The organism is Bacillus sp. AFS002410 (assembly GCF_002556365.1).
GTDB lineage: Bacteria > Bacillota > Bacilli > Bacillales > Bacillaceae_G > Gottfriedia.
This window is the reverse complement of the sequence record NZ_NUEU01000033.1, coordinates 59,702-83,628: the sequence shown is the minus strand read 5'-3', so window position 1 is coordinate 83,628 and position 23,927 is coordinate 59,702. Positions and strand designations below refer to the sequence as shown.

Annotated in this window: 22 protein-coding genes; 13 read left to right on the top strand and 9 right to left on the bottom strand. The window is 32.3% G+C overall.

Annotation, left to right across the window (positions count from 1 at the left end):
- Window positions 1-146: 146 nt before the first annotated feature.
- From CN692_RS18265 to CN692_RS18250, 4 genes are read left to right on the top strand one after another with little or no spacing between them, the layout of a single operon-like run.
- Window positions 147-695 carry an RNA polymerase sigma factor gene (locus CN692_RS18265; protein ID WP_098120583.1) on the top strand — a complete coding sequence of 183 codons (549 nt, stop codon included), beginning with the start codon at window positions 147-149 and terminating at the stop codon, window positions 693-695.
- Window positions 692-1,150, top strand: a complete 459-nt coding sequence (locus CN692_RS18260; protein WP_098120582.1) for a zf-HC2 domain-containing protein — start codon at window positions 692-694, stop codon at window positions 1,148-1,150. The genes CN692_RS18265 and CN692_RS18260 overlap by 4 nt, the downstream gene beginning before the upstream one ends.
- Before the next feature lie 14 nt (window positions 1,151-1,164).
- Window positions 1,165-1,620 (top strand): hypothetical protein, encoded by a 456-nt coding sequence (locus CN692_RS18255; protein WP_098120581.1) that lies wholly within the window; start codon window positions 1,165-1,167, stop codon window positions 1,618-1,620.
- Window positions 1,617-2,828 carry a DUF4097 family beta strand repeat-containing protein gene (locus tag CN692_RS18250; RefSeq protein ID WP_098120580.1) on the top strand — a complete coding sequence of 404 codons (1,212 nt, stop codon included), beginning with the start codon at window positions 1,617-1,619 and terminating at the stop codon, window positions 2,826-2,828. Before CN692_RS18255 ends, CN692_RS18250 begins: the two co-directional genes overlap by 4 nt.
- 63 nt (window positions 2,829-2,891) lie before the next feature.
- On the opposite strand, the gene CN692_RS18245 is transcribed toward CN692_RS18250, so the two are convergent.
- The 6 genes from CN692_RS18245 to CN692_RS18220 form a co-directional block, all read right to left on the bottom strand.
- Window positions 2,892-3,818 (bottom strand): metal ABC transporter substrate-binding protein, encoded by a 927-nt coding sequence (locus tag CN692_RS18245; protein WP_098120579.1) that lies wholly within the window; start codon window positions 3,816-3,818, stop codon window positions 2,892-2,894.
- Between the two features lie 18 nt (window positions 3,819-3,836).
- Window positions 3,837-4,712: a metal ABC transporter permease gene (locus CN692_RS18240; protein ID WP_098120578.1), complete on the bottom strand. Its 876-nt coding sequence runs from the start codon at window positions 4,710-4,712 to the stop codon at window positions 3,837-3,839.
- Window positions 4,709-5,458, bottom strand: a complete 750-nt coding sequence (locus tag CN692_RS18235) for a metal ABC transporter ATP-binding protein (protein ID WP_098120577.1) — start codon at window positions 5,456-5,458, stop codon at window positions 4,709-4,711. The genes CN692_RS18240 and CN692_RS18235 overlap by 4 nt, the downstream gene beginning before the upstream one ends.
- Window positions 5,459-5,742: 284 nt before the next feature.
- Window positions 5,743-6,408 (bottom strand): DUF2642 domain-containing protein, encoded by a 666-nt coding sequence (locus CN692_RS18230; protein WP_098120576.1) that lies wholly within the window; start codon window positions 6,406-6,408, stop codon window positions 5,743-5,745.
- A gap of 35 nt (window positions 6,409-6,443) precedes the next feature.
- A complete protein-coding gene (locus CN692_RS18225; RefSeq protein ID WP_098120575.1) occupies window positions 6,444-7,802 on the bottom strand; it encodes an arsenic transporter in 1,359 nt (452 codons plus the stop codon).
- A gap of 248 nt (window positions 7,803-8,050) precedes the next feature.
- Window positions 8,051-8,380, bottom strand: coding sequence for a DUF1904 family protein (locus CN692_RS18220; protein WP_098120574.1), 330 nt, complete (start codon window positions 8,378-8,380; stop codon window positions 8,051-8,053).
- Between the two features lie 1,004 nt (window positions 8,381-9,384).
- On the opposite strand from CN692_RS18220, the gene qoxA reads away from it, so the two are divergent.
- From qoxA to katG, 6 genes are all read left to right on the top strand, one after another.
- The gene (qoxA, locus tag CN692_RS18215) at window positions 9,385-10,257 is read left to right on the top strand and encodes a cytochrome aa3 quinol oxidase subunit II (RefSeq protein WP_098120573.1); all 873 of its coding nucleotides are present in this window, start codon (window positions 9,385-9,387) and stop codon (window positions 10,255-10,257) included.
- 2 nt (window positions 10,258-10,259) lie between these two features.
- On the top strand, window positions 10,260-12,224 hold the full coding sequence (qoxB, locus tag CN692_RS18210) for a cytochrome aa3 quinol oxidase subunit I (protein WP_098120645.1): 1,965 nt from the start codon (window positions 10,260-10,262) through the stop codon (window positions 12,222-12,224).
- The gene (locus CN692_RS18205) at window positions 12,193-12,792 is read left to right on the top strand and encodes a cytochrome c oxidase subunit 3 (RefSeq protein WP_373604976.1); all 600 of its coding nucleotides are present in this window, start codon (window positions 12,193-12,195) and stop codon (window positions 12,790-12,792) included. Before qoxB ends, CN692_RS18205 begins: the two co-directional genes overlap by 32 nt.
- Window positions 12,789-13,070, top strand: coding sequence for a cytochrome aa3 quinol oxidase subunit IV (qoxD, locus tag CN692_RS18200; RefSeq protein WP_098120571.1), 282 nt, complete (start codon window positions 12,789-12,791; stop codon window positions 13,068-13,070). Before CN692_RS18205 ends, qoxD begins: the two co-directional genes overlap by 4 nt.
- A 423-nt stretch (window positions 13,071-13,493) precedes the next feature.
- On the top strand, window positions 13,494-13,988 hold the full coding sequence (locus CN692_RS18195) for a hypothetical protein (protein ID WP_098120570.1): 495 nt from the start codon (window positions 13,494-13,496) through the stop codon (window positions 13,986-13,988).
- 516 nt (window positions 13,989-14,504) lie between these two features.
- On the top strand, window positions 14,505-16,703 hold the full coding sequence (katG, locus tag CN692_RS18190; protein ID WP_098120569.1) for a catalase/peroxidase HPI: 2,199 nt from the start codon (window positions 14,505-14,507) through the stop codon (window positions 16,701-16,703).
- Window positions 16,704-16,963: 260 nt separating this feature from the next.
- Here katG and CN692_RS18185 read toward each other — a convergent pair whose 3' ends face one another.
- The gene (locus CN692_RS18185) at window positions 16,964-18,175 is read right to left on the bottom strand and encodes an MFS transporter (RefSeq protein ID WP_098120568.1); all 1,212 of its coding nucleotides are present in this window, start codon (window positions 18,173-18,175) and stop codon (window positions 16,964-16,966) included.
- A 203-nt stretch (window positions 18,176-18,378) separates the two neighbouring features.
- Between CN692_RS18185 and CN692_RS18180 the strand changes: the two genes are divergently transcribed.
- A complete protein-coding gene (locus CN692_RS18180) occupies window positions 18,379-19,023 on the top strand; it encodes a DNA alkylation repair protein (protein WP_098120644.1) in 645 nt (214 codons plus the stop codon).
- 263 nt (window positions 19,024-19,286) lie between these two features.
- Entirely contained in the window at window positions 19,287-20,426 is a 1,140-nt protein-coding gene (locus CN692_RS18175) for a D-alanyl-D-alanine carboxypeptidase family protein (RefSeq protein WP_179874476.1), read from the top strand.
- An 86-nt stretch (window positions 20,427-20,512) separates the two neighbouring features.
- Here CN692_RS18175 and CN692_RS18170 read toward each other — a convergent pair whose 3' ends face one another.
- Window positions 20,513-21,523 carry an inorganic phosphate transporter gene (locus CN692_RS18170; protein WP_098120566.1) on the bottom strand — a complete coding sequence of 337 codons (1,011 nt, stop codon included), beginning with the start codon at window positions 21,521-21,523 and terminating at the stop codon, window positions 20,513-20,515.
- A gap of 11 nt (window positions 21,524-21,534) precedes the next feature.
- A complete protein-coding gene (locus CN692_RS18165; RefSeq protein WP_098120565.1) occupies window positions 21,535-22,155 on the bottom strand; it encodes a DUF47 domain-containing protein in 621 nt (206 codons plus the stop codon).
- Between the two features lie 328 nt (window positions 22,156-22,483).
- On the opposite strand from CN692_RS18165, the gene CN692_RS18160 reads away from it, so the two are divergent.
- Entirely contained in the window at window positions 22,484-23,872 is a 1,389-nt protein-coding gene (locus CN692_RS18160) for an aldehyde dehydrogenase (RefSeq protein WP_257144064.1), read from the top strand.
- Window positions 23,873-23,927: the final 55 nt, after the last annotated feature.

Sequence of the window (23,927 nt, the reverse complement as noted above, 5' to 3'; positions counted from 1 at the left end):
CCACAAACTACTTAATAGCTGATTTACATGACTTTTTAGCTTTCATTTATATCTTTAAAAATTTTATTAAAAAAACTTTTAAATTTTTGCAGGGATTTTAAAATTGTCTTCGTCTAAAGTTATGGATAGGGAAAAGAGGTGATGCAATGGAGTCGGATGAACAATTAGTAAAAAATATATTAAAGGGAAATCATCAACTATTTAAGGAATTAATTTTAAGATACGAAGCAAAGGTATTTGCAGTAGCATTGAAAGTTTCAACTAATCAAAAGGATGCTGAAGATATTTCACAAGAAGTCTTTCTCCAATTGTATCGTTCTCTTGAAAACTTTAACGGAGAATCAAGTTTGGCAACATGGATTTATCGAATTACAATGAATAAAGCAATTGATTTTAAAAGAAAACAAGTTAAACAACAGGAGCATGAAACGGGTGAGTTACTTTCTACTTTACTAGAAGAGAATATTTTAACACCTGAGGAAGCTTTACTAAAAACGATCGATAAAGAACTTATTCATTCATATTTAATTGAATTGCCACAAGCATATAGCGATGTATTGAAATTGTATTATTTTGAAGAACTGACCTACGCTGAAATAGCTATGAAATTAAATGTAGCCGTTAAAACTGTGGAGTCACGCTTATATCGAGCCAAACGATTAATTAAAGACAAGCATAAAGGAGGGGTCATTTGAAACATTTAACTTCTGATCAATTATTATCGTATCAACAAAATAAGCTTTCAAAAAAAGAATCTCTTATGCTTGAACAGCATTTAAATGAATGTAGCTCATGCGAGGCTGAACTTGAACTTCTTAATGAATTACAAGAGGAATGGATGAATCCACCTGATTATCACTTTTCTGATGACTTCGTGAACGAGATTATGAAGCAAACTGAGTTAATCGAGATTAAGGATCAAGTTAACGAAATGAAATCGAATAATCATAATTCCAAAAAAGTTCGCTTTATCCATTTAGTATTGGCTGCAGCAGCAACATTTTTATTTTTCCAATTTCAATTAGCTGAGCGAATTTCAAATTCAAATCGTCAAGTTGTACAAACAATCGATCAGACATCTTCATTAATTGAAAAAAGTGAAAAAATAACAATATCTATTCCAAAAATATTGAAAGAAAATAAAAAATAATGGAGGTACAAACTTTGAAATCACGTAAAAGATTAGTTTATATATTATCAATTTTACCTGGGCTTGGTCATTTCTATTTAGGATTAATGAGTCGAGGATTGCAGTTTATGCTACTTTTTTTCGGAACAATATTTTTAACAAATTTAATTTCAAGTTTCGGATTTTTTATACCAGTTATTGTATTTTATAGCTATTTTGATGCTCTACAATACCATAGCAAATATCGAGAGGATATCGAATTAATCGATGAGCCAATTTTAAATAATCATTTTAAAGTTAATAAATTTTTAATTGGTTGGGTATTAATCGGTTTCGGTTGCTTATCATTATTAGAAAATGCCTCAGATTATATCTCAAGACACTACAATCTATTTATTGATTATCATCTAGTTCAAAATTTAATAATTAGTTTCGTGTTTGTTGTACTTGGTATTAAATTATTAACTGGAAAGCCGAAGAAAGAAGTATGAGAAACTGGAAAGTTGGCACTATAACTGCTGGAATTATTTTGATTGCAATTGGTGTATTGTGGTTTCTACAAAGTTTTATTTCGATACCATATACGAAGTTTTTAATTAATGCTTGGCCAGTTGCTTGTATTTTATTAGGGATTGAAGTCTTGTTCTTTCATTTAGTAAGAAAAGAAGACACACTCCGTTTTCATGGATTTAGTATTTTTCTACTTGTTTTAGTAATGATCGTTTCAATTGTTTTTAGTATAGGACATTTTTTTATTAAAGAAATTGGATACACGTTTAAATCCAAAAATATGGAAATAAATGATTCACAAACTATTTCTACATCAATTAATGAAGTTATTATTAAAGCAACGGATGGAGAAATAAATGTAAATGGAACTGACTCGAATTCGTTAAAAGTAAACGGTACGATCCGAATACCTGATAATGGTAAAAAAGAAACAGGGAAGTTATCAGATTATTATTCGGTAAAAACACTTGGAAATAAAATGGTTATAGAAATTAATGATGATGACAATAACATATTCCATTTTGGATATAAAAAGGCTGAGTTATCGATTGATTTGCCGAAAAGTATGATGACGAATATTAAAGTAGACGATGGTTCGGTAAATTTAACGAATAAGGCTAATGATACAGTAATTAATTCGAATGACGGTCAAATAAATGTTGAAAATGTATCCGGAAACTTAGTTGCAAAAACTAGAAATGGCTCAATTAGCCTAACTAAAGTGAATTTAACAAATGAAAGTGAAATTGCAACACGTGACGGAGAAATTATAGTTAGGAATATATCTGGCTATTTAAATGCAAGCACAAAAGATGGTAGAATTTCGTTTGACCATGCGAATATGGAAGGTAGAAGTGAAATCATTACAAATGATGGCGAAATAACCCTGAATGAGTTTAAAGGTGAAGTTAACGCAAAAACAAACAACGGTTCAGTTAATGTCGACGATGCATTATTATTTGGTAGTAGTAACATTACTTCAGATGACGGTGAACTTCAAATCAACTTGCTAAAAGATAATAGCATTGCAATTAATGCAGAAACAAATGATGGAAACTTTGATGGGAATATAGGCTGGAAAATGAAAAATAAAGATGAAATCCATTCAAATCAAGCGATTGTTGGAAGTGGAGAAAACCATCTTAATTTAAAAACGAAGAATGGATCGATTTACGTTAATAAAGATTAGAAGATTAATATAGTTAAAGTTAAAAGCCCCAAGCATGGAATGGGGCTTTTTTGTTTTAAGTTATTATTTATTTAACGCGTTAATGATTGTTTTTGTATTCCATTCCATCATACCTAGGTAAGTATCACCAGCTTTACCTGGTTTACCTAAGGAGTCTGTAAAAACAGTACCAGCTATTGGTGAGCCTGTTTCCCGTGACACTGTTTCCATACTCCGTGGATCAACACTAGTTTCCACGAAAAGAACTTTTACATTTTTTTCTTTAATTAAATCAACTACATTTTTTATTTGGCTAGGGGTACCTTGACCTTCAGAATTAATTTCCCAAATATAGCCTGATTGTAAATGATAGGCTTCACTAAAATATTTAAATGCGCCTTCACTAGTAATTAGGAAGCGTTTTTCCATCGGAATTTTATTTAATTCTGTTAAAGTATTTGCATGTAGCTTTTCTAATTTTTGAATATACTCATCTGCATTTTTTTGATAATATGCTTTATTTTTTGGATCTTCTTTTATTAATGCATCTCGTATATTTTTAGTGAAAATGATTCCATTTCGAATATCAAGCCAAGCGTGTGGATCTGTTTCACCTTCTAAACCATTTGACTCTAAGTAAATAGGTTTTACATTTTTACTAACCATATAAACAGGAGCGTCCTTGCCCGACTTATTGGAACTTTTTAAAAGCTTTTTAAACCATGAATTACCTTGTTCAAGATTTAACCCATTATAAAATACAACATCTGCATCAGTTGTTTTCATTAAATCTTTTGGAAGGGGATCATATTCATGAGGATTTGCTCCAATTGGAACTAAACTATGAATCTCAACTTTATTGCCTCCTATATTTTTTACTAGATCAAAAAGAATAGAATAAGTTGTAACGACTTTAAGTTTTTTATTTTTCTCGACCTTTTCATTTGAACAAGCTGATAATGCTATTATGAATAGTAACATCAATGGTATAAATTTCTTTAATATCCTCATGTCTATTACCTCCTTTAATTACTTATGAAATGAAATACTTTTTTTATTTTTCTTTGTCTTCATTAATTTCCATAATAGGCCTTGAGAAGGAGAGAAGAAAAATGCCATTGCAAAGAAGAATGCTGCTACAAGTACAATAGTTGCTCCGGATGCCAAATTGTAAGTGAAGCTAAAATATAGTCCGATGACGGATGATACTACTCCTAATGAAGCAGCTAAATAAATCATGATCCAAAGACGATTTGTTAATAAGTAAGCAGTCGCTGCTGGAGTGATCAGCATGGCAACGACAAGAATAATACCTACTGTTTGTAAAGAGGCGACAGTAACTAAAGTTAAAAGAACCATTAAGCCATATTGAATCCATTTTGTAGGTAAACCATAGCTTTGTGCCATCGTTGGGTCGAAGGTTGAAACAAGTAATTCTTTATAAAATAAATAGACAAGGCTAATGACAACGATACCGATACAGGCTGTAATCAACATATCAGAAGAACGGACTGATAATACATTTCCAAATAAAATATGATATAAATCTGCACTGCTTTTCATAAAAGTGACGAGGATGATACCGACTGCAAATACAGATGTAAACATAATTCCTATTGCCATATCATGTTTAATTCGACTATTTTGGCTAACAAATCCAATTCCGATAGCTGTTAATATGCCAGTAACAACCGCACCGATAAAAAAGTTAAATCCTAACATATATGAAATCGCAACCCCTGGCAGAACAGCGTGTGAAATCGCGTCACCTATTAATGCCATTCCTCTTAAAACAATAAAGCAACCAATGACCCCACAAATAATTCCAACAATAATTGATGTAAATAATGCCTTTTGTAAGAAATCATACGTCATTAATGCTTCAAAAAAATTGAGTACACTCATATTAAATTTACCTTATCCCTTTCAACAGAATAGAATGGATGATTTGTATATGCTTTAGATATAATTGTAGGATTTAGAACTTCCTCAACCGATCCATAGTGAATAAGACGTTGATTCAGTAATAATAATTCGTCAAAGTAAGTTTGTGCCTTAGTTAAGTCATGATGTACTACAATGATTGTTTTACCTGCATTACGCAATTCTTTTAAGATTTTGATAATTGTATCTTCACTTGTCATATCAATGCCTACAAAAGGTTCATCCAAAAATAAAATGTCAGTATTTTGTGCTAAAGCTCTTGCTAAAAATACACGCTGTTGCTGGCCACCTGAAAGTTCTCCTATTTGTCTATTTTTAAAAGATTCCATTCCAACTTTTTTTAAACATTCCATTGCAAACAATTTTTCATTTTTTTTAGGCTTTCTAAAAAAGCCAAGATGAGGAAATGTACCTAATAGTACAACATCTAAAACAGTGATTGGAAAATCCCAATCGATATTATTTCTCTGGGGAACATAAGCGACCATTTTTCGATTTGTTCGAATGGCACTTCCGTTAACTTTAATTGATCCTTTATCGTGTGGAATTAATTCAAGAATTGCCTTTATTAAGGTTGATTTTCCAGCTCCATTCGGACCGATGATCCCAACAAGCTTCCCTTGTTCTACTTCAAAAGAAACATCTTGAATGACAGGGTTTCCATGATAGGATACAAAAAGCTCCTTAATTGTAATTGAATGGCTCATAAATACGCCTCCTTTTTACCTTGTCTATAAATTTTGTGTTAGGGCAACTTTTTAATCAAAAAAATATTGATTTAAAGCATTGTATGTAAGTTAACATTAAAAGATGATTAGAAATGTTGCTCTTGTACAACTTTTTTGTGTTTATCAAAATTGTAATTGCTACCATAAAATTTGTAAAGAAAAAATTAGAATCGTTTAATGTAAAGAATGAGGATAGGGAGAAACGTAGCTTTTTAAGCAAAAAAAAACCTTTAAATACAACGCGTATCAAAGGTCTTATCTAGCTATGGTAGGTGAACAGATTTTATATGTGCTAGCTTTAAATAAACATTTTCTCCACTTGCTACACAAAGCTCTAATTGATTATTATCTACTTTGTTTAAACGCCCAATTTTCATTGGATCTGTTCCACCATCGAAAATGACCAACTTTCCAATTTCCTTTTTTATCTGACTTTCAAAAGATCTGTGTAATGGAGTGGTAGAAGGATGAACAGATAAAGTATCATCATTCAAATTATATGGAACAACTTTATGATTATATGGCGTTATCCATTTTAAATGTGATAAAGAGATATACATTGTATGAAATACAGGTGAATAAAAGACTAAATAATCACTTAGTACATTCATAACATATCCATGAAAAGTTATATTACCAGTTACATAGATTTCTGAAAAGATACCTTTAGCATTTTGTAAAATTTTACGATAAGAAATTGTCTCCATTTCTTGAGTAATGGATGGTTCATTAGGGTTCTTTATTTTTTCTTTCAATTCCTCCGTTTGATATACCATATGGATATGCATCCAAGGAATGTAATAATATTTTATGCCATTGAAAAGGACTAAAATATCTTGTCCTAAATCAGTAAGAATACCTTCGAAAATCACATCTCCAGATAGTTTTACTGAAACTTGTTCACCAAGCAATGTTGATACATCACTCACTTTAATCTCCTCCTATAGGTAATTAAAGAACTAAATTAATGAGCAAAAAATAATTGGATCCAATAAAATAATAATATTAATGTAATAATAGTAGTTAATGGGATCACAATTATTGTAACGCTTAAATAATCTTTCCATTTTACTTTAATTTTATTTTCTTTTAATATGTGCATCCAAATTAAAGATGCTAATGTTCCAATCGGTAATAATAGTGAGCCAATATCACTACCGATAATATTTGCAAGATAGATAGCTTTTAGGGTGACTGGATTTAGACCCATCTCAGTTAAACTAATTGTGCCAATCATAAGAGCAGGGTGATTGTTAAATAAATTTGATAATAGACTTACTAATCCACCCATTACTAAAGTAGCATTAAATAGGCCTTGGTTAACGACTGGTTCAAGTTCTTTTACAAGAAAATCTGTTAGACCAGCATTATGAAGCCCAAAAATAATTACATACATTGAGAATGCAAACAAAAGTATTTGCCAAGGGGTCTTTTTTAAGATATCCACTGGGTTTGTTCTTAAATGGTACCATCTCCATACAAGTAAAATGAGTGAGCCGAGTACCGCAACAAATTCAATTGGAATCGAAATAAAGGATGCAACGAAAAGCAAACATCTCATAACAAATACGAAAGTTAATATTTTAAGCATAAACTTTGTTCTTTTTCTTTTCGTTTCTACAGAGATTTTTGTTTTTAAAGGATGAAAATTTTTGATGAAAAATGATTCTTCAATGTCATTTGTTGAAGCAGGTAAAACTTCTGGAAATTTACTCTTTAATACGAAATACATCATGAGTGACATAAAGGATAAGCCGATCATTGTTGGTACAAACATCATTAACGGCTGCATATATAGTGGCATGTGAACGATTTTTAAACCGATTAAATTTACGATATTACTTACGCCTATTGGAGCACTCGAAGCGGTAGCAATTAATGCACCGGATAATAGGTAAGGTATTTGTTGATGTGGTTTTAGGCGGAGATTTTTTAAAAGAATAATTAGAATTGGTGTTGTTATTAGGATACTACCATCATTATTAAATAGCAGTGTCATTAAAAAACATAGTAATTGGATATACCAGTATAGGCGATAACTTGATCCTTTAGCTAATGTTACTAGGCGTGCTGCGGACCAGTGGAAAAATCCAAAGCTTTCTAAAATAACTGCCATAACAATTGTTGCAATAATTGTTATAGAGGCCCCACCAATTTTACTAATGATGTCAAGAAGGTCATGGCGACTGACGATTCCAGTTAGTAGTATTATTACTGCCCCAATAGTAGCAGGCCATGCTTCATGAATTCCTTTTGGTCTCCAGAAAATGACAGCCATTGTCATTATGAAAACAAAAGCAGTCACAATAATTTCAAAGTTCATTCTCATTCACCTTTCTCTAATCGGAAGTATTTTGGTTACCTACTTGTCCGATTAATATACTAATATTCAATTTTATCGATCATGTACTTAGTTAGATAACTATTTTTTTTAGTTTGTATATTTGTCCACATAGTAAAAATACCGTGAAATGACATTGTCCTATAGGTACAGTTGACCTATAAAAAATGGAAATTATATAAAATAAAAAGGCCAGTGGATTCACTGGACTTTGTTATTTAGATATAGTATTATTCGAATCTCTTTCCATTAATATAATAGCTATCTTCTTTATATGTAATAAATGCTATTTCAAACTCTGGAATATTTAATAAATTAACATGTTTTTCGATTGTTGCAGCGAAACGATCTCTTGTATCAACACCCCGTTCAAACCACTTTACTTCAATAAATGGAAAACTATCTACGACTTCACCATCAAAGATTGAGGTAGAATGGATACAATCGATCGTAAAATTGTCGGTTCCACATTCGCAAACATTTGCAAGTTCTTCTATTAATGGCTTGCTAATTTTGCAAATATCATTTGTTGAAATACCTTTAATTAATAATTGCGGCATACTTTTCCCACCTTTTTTCTACAATTATAACCTATTTGATTTCTAATATTAAACGAGATTGAATTTTAACAATTGGATTTAGAAAATAAATCAACATACTAAAAAATATGAAATGGATGAAAACAATGGTGATCTGTCATCGTATGAGGTAAAGGCGGTTGGGCATGGAAAGAAGTAAAAAAATTATTAGTGAATGCAGGACATATAGTATTTAAGGCATGATAATGTTTTACTGCTTTATAAAAAATTACAATAATTGGTATTGATAATCATTTTCATTTATGGTAATCTAGGATTATAAAAGAAGTGTAAGAAAAAGCCATTGTTTTTCTTAGTTCTTCGATTGGATACACATTTTAAAATTAATGTGGAATGCAACCCTAGAACCCCCCCAACCCTATGAAGAGAAGAACATGCTAGGACAGTAGTTTTTCTCTTCACTAAATTAATAACCCTGTTTTTGACGCAGAGAGATCTGCGTTATTTTTTTTGTTCATTTAGAAAGTATCAATTGGCAACGGTGAAGATAAATCGACGTAGATGCCACTTTTAGGGATAAGTGCAACTACGCCTTTGTATTCACCTGACGGATTGCAAATCGGTGAGTTTTCTTTGTCCGAAAATACTGATTATTCCGTAAAAACTGTTCAAAATTATTATACTAATTTAATAATATGGAATTTTGAAATTGTGAACAAAAAAGTTAATCTAAATCTAATATTTGTCTAAAATGTGAACGTTGTGAAAAAGTGAGCATACATATCTATTCCTTGATACATATAGGTTTTTAGGAAAAAGACATATTTGTAAATATGTCTAAATTGTGAACACTTATTTTTTCCTTTCAAAATAGAAATTAATTGTTTGTTTTTTTAATTAAAGTATCTTACTATAACTGTGGACATTGTTTGTCATTTTGGTGACAATTTATAAAAATACTTAACTAAGAAGCAATTCAAAAAACTGTTTTGTACTTTTACTTACTTAAAGGAAGGAAGAGCGAGATGAAAAAATTTCTAATGAGCATGATGATCATGCTGGTTGCATTAGTATTGGGTGCTTGTGACAAGATTGCAGTTCTTAATCCAAAAGGTCCTGTTGCTAAAACGCAAGCAGATACGATTATCTTCTCAATGTTAATGATGTTAGGAGTTTTACTAGTAGTTTACATTCTCTATATAGTTATTCTTTATAAATATCGAGCTAGTAAACTTCCAAAGGATTACGAACCACCTCACGAAGAGGGAAGTAAAACTCTTGAAATTATTTGGACGGTTATACCGATCATAATTGTTGCAGTTTTATCAGTAGTAACTGTTAAAACAACAAATGCAGTAGAAAGTGTTCCAAAAGGTCATGAAACTGATAAACCACTTGTTATTTATGCAAGTTCTTCAAACTGGAAATGGCATTTCTCATATCCAGAACAAGGAATTGAAACAGTTAACTACGTGAACATTCCAACGAATAGAAACGTAGAATTCCGACTATATTCATTTGGTCCGATTACAAGTTTTTGGATTCCTCAATTAGGCGGTCAAAAATACGCAATGAGTGACATGGTAACTAAATTAAACTTTGTTGCTTCAAATGAAGGTTCATTTATGGGTAAAAACAGTAACTTCAATGGTAAAGGCTTTGCTGGAATGGAATTTGAAGTACTGGCAATGAACAATAAAGATTTTGACGGCTGGGTTAAAGACGTTAAAAATACGGCTCCTGCTTTAACAGAAAAAGAGTTTAATAAATTGCTAAAAATTGAGCATTTAGGCAGAAAGACATATTCTTCAACCCACTTAGAATTTAGACCAGCTCCAGAAGGAAAAAATGCAGGTCATGATCATGGTTCTATGGATAATATGGAGGGGATGAAATAATGATGGGTTATAAATGGGATCACTTTTTTGTAACAGGTGAGCCAATGATCTATGGCGCAATGGTGAGTATCGTTATTGTTTCTCTCGCTATTGTTATTGGTTTAACCAAATTTAAAAAATGGGGTTATTTATGGAAAGAATGGTTAACAACAGTTGACCATAAACGTATCGGTGTAATGTATATTCTTTGTGCATTATTAATGCTTTTCCGTGGCGGAGTTGATGCCTTATTAATGAGGGCACAATTAGCAGGACCAGATTTAAAAATATTAGACGCACAACATTATAATGAAATTTTTACAACTCACGGCTTAATTATGATTTTATTCATGGCGATGCCTTTCATTATTGGTTTAATGAATATCGTCATTCCATTACAAATCGGAGCACGTGACGTAGCATTCCCTTATTTAAATGCAGTTAGTTTCTGGTTATTCTTCGCAGGCGCAATGCTTTTAAACTTAAGCTTTGTTATCGGTGGATCACCTGATGCTGGTTGGACAGCTTACTTCCCACTAGCTAGTAAAGCATTCAGTCCAGGTGTTGGAAATAACTATTACGCAATCTCGCTTCAAATTGCTGGTCTGGGTACATTAATGACTGGTATAAACTTTATCGTAACAATTTTAAAAATGCGTGCACCAGGTTTGAAATTAATGAAATTACCAATGTTTACTTGGAGTATCTTAATTACAAACGTTATTATCGTATTCGCATTCCCAGTATTAACAGTAGCTTTAGCATTAATGATGTTTGACCGTGAATTTGGAACACAGTTCTTCACGATGGCACATGGTAATGATATGCTTTGGGCGAACTTATTCTGGATTTGGGGACATCCTGAAGTTTATATTGTTATTCTTCCAGCTTTCGGTATTTATAGTGAGATTATTTCAACATTCTCAAGAAAGAATTTATACGGATATAAGAGCATGGTTGTCAGTATGATCGCAATCTCTGCTTTAAGTTTCGTTGTTTGGGTTCACCATTTCTATACAATGGGTCAAGGTTCTGTTGTAAATGGCTTCTTTAGTATTACAACAATGGCCATAAGTATACCAACCGGTGTAAAAATCTTTAACTGGTTGTTCACATTAAGGAAAGGTAAAATCGAATTTACCGTTCCAATGCTTTATTCATTAGCATTTATTCCGATTTTTACAATCGGTGGTGTTACAGGGGTAATGCTTGCAATGGCAAGTGCTGACTATCAATATCATAATACGATGTTCCTAGTTGCTCACTTCCATTACGTATTAATACCAGGTACAGTATTTGCTGTAATTGCAGGTTTCTACTACTGGTTCCCAAAAGTTTTCGGTTTCAAATTAGATGAAAAAATTGGTAAAATTACGTTCTGGACAATTATTGTAAGTTTTAACGTAACATTCTTCCCATTATTCTTATTAGGATTAAAAGGTATGACTCGTCGTACTTATACGTATAGTGCAGATTCAGGTTTTGGTCCTTTAAACTTGATTGCTTCAATCGGTGCTGTAGGGTTAGCAATCGGATTTATGTTACTTGTTTACAATATTTATTACAGTGTACGTTATGCACCAAGAGAAACTAGTGGTGATCCATGGAATGCAAGAACTTTAGAGTGGGCTACAAGCAGTCCAATTGCTCCTTATAACTTTGCAGTAATTCCGAAAGTAGATTCATTAGATCCATTCTGGAAAGCTAAAAAAGAAGGTAAATCTTTACTTGAGGGTGAGATTACAGATATTCATATGCCAAGTAATAGTGGTATACCATTCATTTTAGGTATGGCATTTATGGCATTTGGTTTCTTCTTGATTTTTGAATGGTGGGTTCCAATGATAGTATTTGCAGTTCCGATTGCACTTTGCTTAATCGCACGTTCATTCCAACGTGATCATGGATTCCATATTCATAAAGAAGAAATTATTGAAACAGAGAAAAAATTACGAGGTGATCATTATGAACAGCAAGCCTCTATATAGTCTAGGTGAAGAAAGTTCTAATAAGATTCTAGGTTTCTGGATCTTTTTAGGAGCTGAGATTGCTTTATTCGGTACATTATTCGCAGTTTATTTCACTTTAGCAAATAACACAGGTACAGCACCTACTCAAAAAGAATTATTTGAGATGAAAGGTGTAATGATTGAAACATTTGCCTTATTAACTAGTAGTTTTACGATCGGTTTAGTTGTTAACACTATTAAATTACATTCAAAAAAAGCTTTTATTAGCTTCCTTATTATTACTTTAGCTTTAGGTGCAGTTTTCTTAGGAGTAGAGATTACAGAATTCTTTACTTATGTACATGAAGGTGCGACGATCCAAAGTAGTGGAGCTTTATCAGCGTTATTCGTATTATTAGGTACTCACGGTGCCCACGTATCATTCGGTATGTTATGGGGTATTGCAATTTTAATTCAAGTATCTCGTGAAGGTATTACTGAAACTACTGCAAACAAAACATTTATTTATTCATTATACTGGCACTTCTTAGACGTAGTATGGATCTTTATCTTTAGTTTTGTTTACGTGAAAGGACTGATTGGATGAGCGCGTTATTCCCTAAGCATCAAGTGGTTGGCTTCATCCAATCACTTGTTCTAACAATCATAGCTTTAAGTGTTTACTATTTACATTTACCTTTTAATGTGTCACTTATTATCTTAATAGTAACGGCATTATTACAAGGTGGTCTTCAATTAATTGTTTTCATGCACATGAACGAAAATGAAAATAAAAATGTATTATATATCAATTTAGGTTACGCAGTATTTATTGCAGTGGCAATAGTATTTGGTACTCTTTGGACATTAGTTTGGGGTATGTAATATGAGAAAAGCTCTTCGGTGATCGAAGAGCTTTTTTATTTTGTTAAGGTAAATTGAAGTAAGAAGAATAATTGTATAAGGAATTTACAAAGCTAAAAATTAGGGTTGATTATAAGCAAGGAAGTTATTCAATTGGTTGTTTTAGAAATAAGCCATTTTAATGTTGATTCAGCTTGCAATATAAGAGAAGGTTTTATAAAATTTTTTGAGCAACTTACTCTTTTTTAAGTAAATTTAGTAATTACTCTAAGGAGCGTTTCTCTGAGAGAAAGGAACACTTCTTTTTTTTGTGTATATGGCAGAATAGTTGAATAAGTTACACATCAAATTCAACGAAAAAAGTCAATTTACCACTAATTACAAATATCGCTATGTTAGATATAATGACCATATTGTATTACTTGAAATCCAGGAGGAATGAAATTGGAAGATCCAATCTTTCTTTACAAAAATAAACCATTTGGAATTATTTTAATGGATGTAATTTTACTAAGTGGTATTTTGGGTTTGATAGCGTGTTTCATAATAGGAATCGTTAAAATGGATTGGCTTTTCATTGTTATGACAATCATATTTGCATTGATGTTTTATTTTTTATTTATTCCTGAACGAAAAAAAATACGAGGGTATGTAGCTGTATATTCGAATAATATCATTGAAAAGAAAAAAACTACAAAAGAAGTAAAATTGAACGATGTTATAGAAGTGAGATATATAAAGAAAGAAGAATATATTGCAAAACAGCCTTGGAATATTGATTATTTACAATTTTATCTCAATAACCATGATGAACCTATTTTAATTCAGCCTTCATTTGGCGGTACGGTTGCACCTTATAATATGAATGATGAAACAAAGGAGATCCTATCATTTATAAGAGGGAAATTTCCAGATATTAAGGTAACTAAGGAAAAATAAAGACTTAACATTGGATATCGCGTTTTTAGCTATTGCATTTCGACCGTTGGATAATAAATGGGGAGTAAACTTATATTAAAGTTTATAAGCTGCTTAATAGCAGTTTTTTTTGTAGTAAATGGCAGGATACTAGAACAAGGAAAACAGGAATAAAGTATAGAATTAATTACTAGAATAGTACAAGCAAATGATTGTAAAATTTCATTCATTGAATGACTATTCTAGTTGAGATTTTATAAAAGTGTTACCTGTTAAGCAAAGTAATTATAAGAGTTAGTGGAGGGTTGAAGAACGAATAGGTTATATTAATCGATAGAGTATGAACAAACTCACTAACCAAAAATCTATTTTACTAATGACATACAATGTTCATAGATTTATCGAAAAATTCATAATAGTAATACTTATTTCTGTTAATATAAGTAATAGTTTAATATAATGATTACATAATCATTATCATATCTTGTTAGTTACGTATATTTACGTATACATAAACTCTTGAGGAGGAAAACAAATATGGAAACTAATGAAACTTCTAACATTGCAAAGTGCCCGTTTAATCACGGTAGCGCTACTACTCCCAAATCATCTGGTACTGCAAATAAAGACTGGTGGCCAAACCAGCTAAACTTGAACATTCTACATCAGAATGACAGAAAATCAAATCCCATGGACGAAGAATTTAATTATGCAGAAGAATTTATGAAGTTAGACTATCAATCTCTTAAGCAAGATCTCCATATTCTTATGACAAACAGTCAAGATTGGTGGCCTGCTGACTATGGACATTATGGTCCGTTCTTTATTCGTATGGCTTGGCACTCTGCTGGCACATATCGTACGGGTGACGGCCGTGGTGGAGGGGGAACTGGTACACAGCGTTTTGCCCCACTTAATAGTTGGCCAGACAACGGAAATCTTGATAAAGCCCGTCGACTTCTATGGCCGATTAAGCAAAAATATGGCAACAAAATCTCTTGGGCAGATTTATTTATTCTAACAGGAAATGTTGCTATTGAATCAATGGGTGGAAAAACATTTGGATTTGGTGGAGGACGTGCAGACGTTTGGCATCCAGAAGAAGATATATACTGGGGTAATGAAACAGAGTGGCTAGGAGATAAGCGATACAAGGGTGATCGTGAGCTTGAGAATCCACTTGCTGCTGTTCAGATGGGACTTATTTACGTTAACCCTGAAGGTCCAAATGGTAACCCAGATCCGGTTGCAAGTGGTCGTGATATACGCGAAACCTTTGCACGTATGGGAATGAATGATGAAGAAACAGTTGCATTAATCGCTGGGGGGCATACTTTTGGAAAAGCTCACGGTGCTGGAGATGCTGCTCATGTTGGACGAGAACCAGAAGCTGCTCCTGTTGAAGCTCAGGGCTTAGGCTGGCTAAGTACTCATGGCTCTGGAAAAGGTCGAGACACGATCACTAGTGGAATTGAAGGTGCTTGGACTGCAAATCCAACAAAGTGGGATAATGGTTATTTTGAACTATTGTTTGGATATCAATGGTGGCTTACTAAGAGTCCTGCAGGTGCGTATCAATGGCTTGCTGTAAATCCTCATGAGAAGGATCTTGCACCAGACGCTGAAGATCAATCTGTTCGTGTTCCTACAATGATGACTACAGCCGATATGGCATTACGATATGATCCAGAATATGAAAAAATTTCTCGTCGTTTCTATGAGAATCCAGAAGAATTTGCTGATGTATTTGCTCGTGCATGGTTTAAACTAACTCATAGAGACATGGGGCCACGTTCAAGATATTTAGGTCCTGAAGTTCCAGAAGAGGTGTTAATTTGGCAAGATCCTATACCTGCTTTAGAAAATGAAATAACTGATGCAGACGTTGAAAAGATTAAATTAATGATATTAGACTCAGGACTTACAATTAATGAGCTAGTAAAAACTGCTTGGGCTTCAGCAAGTACTTTCCGTGGTTCAGATATGCGCGGAGGTGCTAATGGAGCACGAATCAGACTTGCCCCACAGAAGGATTGGGAAGTAAATCAACCTGAACAAATTACAAAAGTACTAAATGTACTTACAAATATTCAAAATCATCTAGAAAAGAATGTTAGCTTGGCGGACTTGATTGTACTTGGTGGTAGTGCCGCTATAGAAAAAGCTGCACAGGATGCAGGCTTTGATGTATTAGTTCCATTTTCTCCAGGACGTGGCGATGCATCGCAAGAACAAACAGATATCGAAAGTTTTGCAGTGCTTGAGCCGATTGCTGATGGATTTATTAACTATCAAAAGAAACAGTATAATGTAAGTTCAGCAGAGCTACTAGTTGATAAGGCACAGCTACTAGGTCTTACTGCACCAGAAATGACTGCACTAATTGGCGGTATGCGTGTCCTAGATACTAACTATAATGGTACAAAACATGGAGTTTTCACTGATCGAGTTGGCACGCTAACTAATGACTTCTTTGTAAACTTGCTGGACATGGGAGTAGCGTGGGTGCCTGTAGACGGAGACGTATTTGAAGGACACGATCGTAAGTCAGGTGAAATAACACGTACTGCCACTAGCGTTGACCTAGTGTTCGGCTCAAATTCGGTTCTACGTGCCATTGCAGAAGTGTATGCCCAAGATGATAACAAAGAGAAGTTTGTACGTGACTTTATCGCTTCCTGGGTTAAGGTCATGAATGCAGATCGTTTCGATCTTGTTCGAGGAAGTACACTCTAAAATAACTATGAAAAAAATAAAAATCCTCCTGATATTTTAGGGAGGATTTTTCGATTTCTTTTACTAGTTTAAAATCAGTCGAATTTTGATTAATGCAATAAAAAAGGATTTTATTGTTAGTTAAAAGAATTATTAAAAGGCTGCCTATTTGACAGCCTTTTAAAATTCAAAAACCAGGTTTACTTTATAATGAGCTAATTTATTCAATATTGGCTCACTATGGCCGAAGAGTAGAGTCATTTCTTTTTGCAAAAATATCGTTAAACTGTCTTTTTACGATCATTTGGCAGCATAAATGCTACTAAGCCAAGTAATGGTAAGAAACTACATAAGTTCATAACGAATTTAAGGCTAGTAGCATCGGCAATTACACCTAATAATACAGCTCCTAAAGCACCCATTCCGAATGCTAACCCAACGATTAATCCACTAACTAAACCGACCTTACCAGGTACTAGCTCTTGAGCATAAACGACTATTACACTAAAGGAGCTTGAACTGATGATCCCAATTAAAAATAAAATTGGGATCACTGCTAATAAAGATATGTGAGGAAGCAATAGGGCTAGAGGAAATGTTCCAACTAATGAAAATAAAATCATATTACGTTTTCCAATTTTGTCAGCTAAACTTCCCCCAATAAATGTTCCGATTACACCTGCGATCATAAAGATAAATAAATATAATTGTGTACTTTTAATTGATAATCCATAGCTTTTAATTAAATAAAATTGATAATAGTTGCCTATGCCCGCTGAATACCATGAGCGTGCAAAAGTAATAAAAATTAACAAAATAATAGCAAATTTTACGGCCGATGTTATTTTGATACTTTCAGTTGAAGATTGACCTTTATTTTTTAATTTAAACGGGTTTTCTTTTAATTTATTTCGATACCATGTGGATACATAAATTAACACACAAATACCAATAGCAGCTAGAATAGTAAACCAAGCTGCGCCTTTTTGTCCTAGCGGTACAAATATTAATGCCGTAAATACTGGAGCCAGTGAGTTTCCTGTATTTCCTCCAACTTGATAGATTGCTTGAGATAACCCTCGTTTTGAGCCAGATGCTAAAAACGCTACTTTAGATCCCTCAGGATGGAAGATGGCTGATCCGATACCGATTAATAGAACAGATAATAAAACCATCATTAAATTTGGTGCAAAAGCTAAACAAAGCATACCTAGTAAACTGGATGACATTCCAATTGGAAGGAGAAATGGTGATGGCTTTCGATCTGAAAAAATTCCAAATACAGGTTGCATAACAGAGGAAGTCATATTTAGCGCAAAGGCTATGAATCCAATTTCAGTGTAAGTTAAATTCATCGTCTTTTCTAAAATTGGAAATATGGCAGGTACAACTGCTTGCATCGAGTCATTTAATAAATGACCTAAACTAATAGCAAATAGAATTTGATACATGGTTGATTGATTAATAACCTTTGTATTAACTGCTGGTTGCATAATATCCCCCTTTCTTATTGACTTATCTATCATAAACTAATCTTCAAAAAATTTACACAATTTTGATTCATAGTCTTTTCATTAAACTTTAACCTCTATTATAATAGAGGAAATACATTGAAATGCTTTTCCCGTTAAAGTTAAATAAATAAAATTAGAACATTTAAGGGGAGTTGAAATTGGACAACTATTCTGCAGAGTTAATGAAGTTTTTTAAAGAGCATCAAAACAATGAAAATCGACCTGCAATGGAAGCATATATGAAAAACAAATTTACTTTTTTAGGAATTAGAGCACCAGAACGAAATTCCTTATTGAGGCAATATCGAGAGAGTTATGGTGAGCCGCCAAGTTTAAACTCAATCATAAATATTTGGGGCTTTGAAGAAAGAGAGTTTCAATACATTGCATTAACATTTTTAGACCGCCAATATAAAAAAGCTGAAATTGAACGGATCACATTATATGAACAACTAGTAGTAGAAAAATCTTGGTGGGATACCGTTGATACAATAGCAGGACGGTTGATTAGTTATCATTTTTTAAAATATCCTGAATTGATTGATGAGTACTCAAATAAGTGGATTACTTCTAATAATATGTGGTTAAACAGAGTAGCATTATTATTTCAAATGAAGTTTAAAGAGAAAACTGATCAAGAACGTCTTTTTAAATACTGCAGACTATTATCAGAAAGCAAAGAATTTTTTATTCAAAAAGCGATTGGCTGGGCATTGAGAGAATTCTCATATGTTAATCCTAAAGCCGTTGAATCATTTATAGTAGAGACAAAGTTATCACCTTTAAGCAAAAGGGAGGGGCTAAAAAAAATAGAGAAATCTAGGTAGTAGGAATGTGTCGATTTTCCGGGAAATAACCGATATTTTTTAAAAACAATTCCAACTTTATGTATAGTTGAGACATTAATTTGAAAAGGTTATAATAGGGACATTATTGATTTTTAAAGTGCCATTTTACACTAGAAAATAGTATGGTGAATTGAAAAAATTAAATGAAAAAGTATAAAGGAGATTTAATTTTTTATATGAAATCTACTTTTAATAATATGATAAAATTATGTCTTTGTATTAGCTTAATTAGTGGTTTTTTTATGCAGAAAACTGTACATGCAGATGAACTAAATCTATTTAGTGATAAGGCTATTTCAATATTAGCTGATAATGGAGAAGTTATATATAGTAAGAACAGCAATAAAGTCGATTTCCCAGCTAGTACTACTAAAATAATGACTGCTATGGTCATGATGGATCATTTAAATGAAAATGATAAAATTAAGATGACAAAAAGAAGCATTCAAGAAGAAAAAAGCAATTCTCAAATACTTTTTTCTACAGGCGAAGTGTTAGATCGGAATACGGCATTAACAACGATGATGATTTTGAGCGCAAATGATTTAGCATATGCAATCGGTGAACGAGTTGGCGGGAGTATGGATAATTTTGTAAAAATGATGAATGAAAAAGCTAAAAAGATTGGCGCTTATCATACAAATTTTATGAATCCAAATGGACTGCCCAATACAAACCATTATACGACTGCACATGATTTAGCCCTAATCACAAAGGAAGCTTTAAAATACCCGTTAATTATAAAAGCAATGGGTACAAAAGATGCTCATATTAATACATCTAAACAAAAGAATGTGTATATTTTTAATCGCGGAAAAATGTTTGAAAATCCATATTTTTATGCAGGTAAAACCGGATATACAGATTCTGCTCGAAACACTTTAATTGAAATTGACAAAAAAGACGGTCAAATGATTATTAATATTTTATTGCGCTCTTCGAAACCGCAATATTTACAGGATATTAAATTAATGGATTCATACGCGTTTTCAAGGATTCATAAAAAAACGTTAATTAAGAAAGCAGATTGGCAGAAAAAAGTAACATTAAGTAAAAACTTAATTCAAACGAAAATTTCGAAAGATTTGGCTTTTTTAACTGCTCTTGGGACAAATACAAACTATGATATTAAATTAAAGCCCTCATCAACAATTGGCGAGAAATACAAGGAAAATGGAATTTCTAAAAACCAAAAACTAGGAGAGGTTGAAGTTTGGGCTAATAACGAAAAAGTTTTAAGTACAGATTTATTAGCTGCTAAATCATATAATCGACCTACATTACTTTCATTAAATACATTTTTAATCGCTGGTTCGATTATTTTGCTACTTGTTGTAATTTTTTATATAACAAGACCAAAAAGGAAAAGAGAATATATGTAAAAACTAAAGAAGGTTAGACATATAATTGGGTTTGGCCTTCTACACAAAAAAGACGAACTGTAGTTACGAGTTCGCCTTTTTTATTATTAGATTAAGATTAATTTTAAAATTTGATAGAAGATAGCTGAAACAACTGCTGAAATTGGGATTGTAATAACCCAAGTGATGATCATACGTTTAGCAGTACCCCAGTTTACATCTTTAACACGTTGAGCAGAACCAACACCCATAATAGAAGATGAAATTACGTGTGTTGTACTAACTGGTAAATGTAAAGCAGTAAATGTGAAAATAATTGCGGCCGAAGATAAGTCGGCTGCTGCACCGTTAATCGGGCGTATTTTCATGATTTTTCCACCAACAGTTTTAATGATTTTCCAGCCACCAACTGATGTACCAATTGCCATTGCTGTTGCACAACCAATACGAACCCATAATGGAACGTCAGCACCTGGTCCTTCAATTTTAGCAGCAATTAAAGCAATCATGATAATCCCCATTGCTTTTTGTGCATCATTTGTACCGTGAGTAAATGATTGTAATGAAGCAGTAAGTATTTGTACAAATCTAAAACCTTTATTTGTTTTAGAAAGGTTAGAACGTCGGAAAATCGTTGCTAAAATTGTCATAACGATAAATCCAAGCGTAATTGCAATGACAGGGGAAATTAATAATGCTTCAATAATTTTAACAAAACCATCTGCTTGTAAAACATGAAATCCTTTTGCTGAAATCGCAGCACCAGCTATTGCACCGATGATTGCATGTGAAGAACTACTTGGAATACCAAAAAACCAAGTTACTAAGTTCCAAACAATCCCACCTAACAAGGCAGCAATAACGACAACAAGTCCATTTGCACCTTGAATTGAAATTGGATCAACAATACCAGTAGTAATTGTTTTAGCTACTCCTGTAAATGTAATTGCACCAATGAAGTTCATTATAGCTGCAACTAAAATTGCAGTACGAGGCTTCAAAGCTTTTGTCGAAACAGACGTTGCAATAGCATTTGCTGTATCATGAAATCCATTAATAAAATCAAATAAAAATGCAAAAATCACGATTAATATCGTAAGTAAAAATAAATGTTCCATTTTATAACTCCTTACGCATTTCGCATGATAATTTGCTCAAGAGTGTTTGCAACATCCTGTGCACTATCAGCTACAGATTCTAAACCTTCGTAGATTTCTTTGTACTGTATAATTTTGATAGGATCTTTTTCATTCATAAATAATTGTTTAATTGAAGAACGTAATAATTCATCACATTGAGATTCGTAATCTTTAATTTTTATTGCATGGACACGGATTTCAAGTAATTTCTTATTTGAAAGTAATTTAACCGAAAGTAAAATTTCTTCCACAGCTTTTTGTAGAATATCAACGAATTTGACCATATACTCATCAGCTGATGTAATTGAATACATTTCAAAACGTGCAGAACAATGTTCAAATCCATCTAATACATCGTCCATTTTCATAGCAAGTTGTAAAATATCTTCGCGCTCAATTGGAGTAATGAAAGTTTTGTTTAATTCAACGATTAGAGAGTGAATGAACTTATCACCTTTTGTTTCATAATCTTTCATTTCTTCTTGAAACTTCTTTAAGTCACTTGCATTCTTTATTTTAAAATCAACGTAATACTTTGATGCAACGTCCAAGTTCTCAGCGATCCCTAAAAGCTTTTCAAAGAATACATCTTTTTTTGGTCCAAAAAACATTATGATTCCTCCAACTAAAACATATAATTTATTATCACCTTCACCACTAATCAAAATTTTATTATGTCAGAAACTATGTAAAAATGTCGAAAAAAGTAAAGGCCACGTTAATAATAATAATTGGTTTTTAAAATTAATCAATTAAAAACGTTTAATTAATTTACAAATTTACAATATCTTTACAATTCCTTAACAAAGTTAATAATTCGATTCTTTCATTCGTTTATATTGATATTAGTATTCACAGAAATATTGACTTTATGTGAGTTTTTAATTTAGCATGAGATTATATGTTTAAACGAATCAACTTTAAAAGGATGTGATGATTTTGGAAAGTACATATAGAGCATCTGAAATTACACAATTAGTAAATAAACAAAAAGCATATTTTCAAACTGGAATAACGAAAACGCCTAAATACCGTATTACCCAATTAAAGAAACTATATAAATCAATCGTCGAAAATGAAGAAGAAATAAAGCAGGCATTAAAACAAGACTTAAATAAATCTGATTTTGAAGCTTATATGACTGAAATCGGATTTACATTAAAAGAAATATCAGAAGCAATTAAAAAAATTGAAAAATGGATGAAACCTAAAAAAGTTAAAACTCCAATCACTCATTTTGGAACAAAAGGGTATATTTACAGAGAACCATATGGAGTAACGTTAATAATTTCACCTTGGAATTATCCGTTTCAGTTAGCAATGGCTCCTTTAATTGGGGCAATAATCGGAGGAAATACAGCAGTCATTAAACCGTCAGAATTAACTCCTAATACATCAAAAATAATTCGAAAAATAATTAAAGAGTTATTTGATGAAGACTATATTACGGTAGTTGAAGGTGGAATCGCGGAAAGTACTTTATTATTACAACAAAAGTTTGATTTAATCTTTTTTACAGGCAGTGTTCAGGTCGGAAAAATTGTTATGGAAGCAGCAAGTAAAAATTTAACGCCATTAATACTCGAATTAGGTGGTAAAAGTCCAACAATTGTTCATAGCGATGCAAATATTCAAATTGCAGCTAAAAGGATTGTATGGGGTAAATTTACGAATGCAGGACAGACATGCATTGCTCCTGATTATATATATGTACATGATTCAGTAAAACAAGAATTTATAAATGCACTAAAGAATGAAATTGTTCATTTTTATAATGATAAGCCTTTGTTAAATAATGATTATTCAAAAATAATCAGTGATCGCCATTTTAACCGATTGGTTGATTTTTTGAAAAATGGTCAAGTCGTACATGGTGGAGACTATGATTTGCTAACTCATAAAATTGAGCCTACCTTGATCACTGATATAAATTGGGATTCGCCAATCATGTCTGAAGAAATATTTGGCCCCATTTTACCAATTCTTTCCTATTTTAGTGTTGATGAAGTTTTGAATGAAATTAATCAGCATCCTAAGCCATTAGCACTATATGTATTTACAGAAGATAAAGAATTAGCGAAAAAAGTAATTGAAAAAGTTCCATTTGGTGGTGGATGTGTAAACGATACACTTTATCATATGGCAAATCCAAATTTACCTTTTGGAGGAGTTGGAGAAAGTGGAACCGGGAATTATCACGGTGAATACAGTTTTTCTGCTTTTACTCATGATAAAAGTGTTCTACTACAAACTACAAAAATTGACTTGAAAATTAGATATCATACAACAAAAAACGCTTTACGGTTCATACGTAAATTGTTAAAATAAAGGTTAATGATTAGTTTCTAAGCTCCTTGACAAAAGGGGCTTTTTATATGTTGAA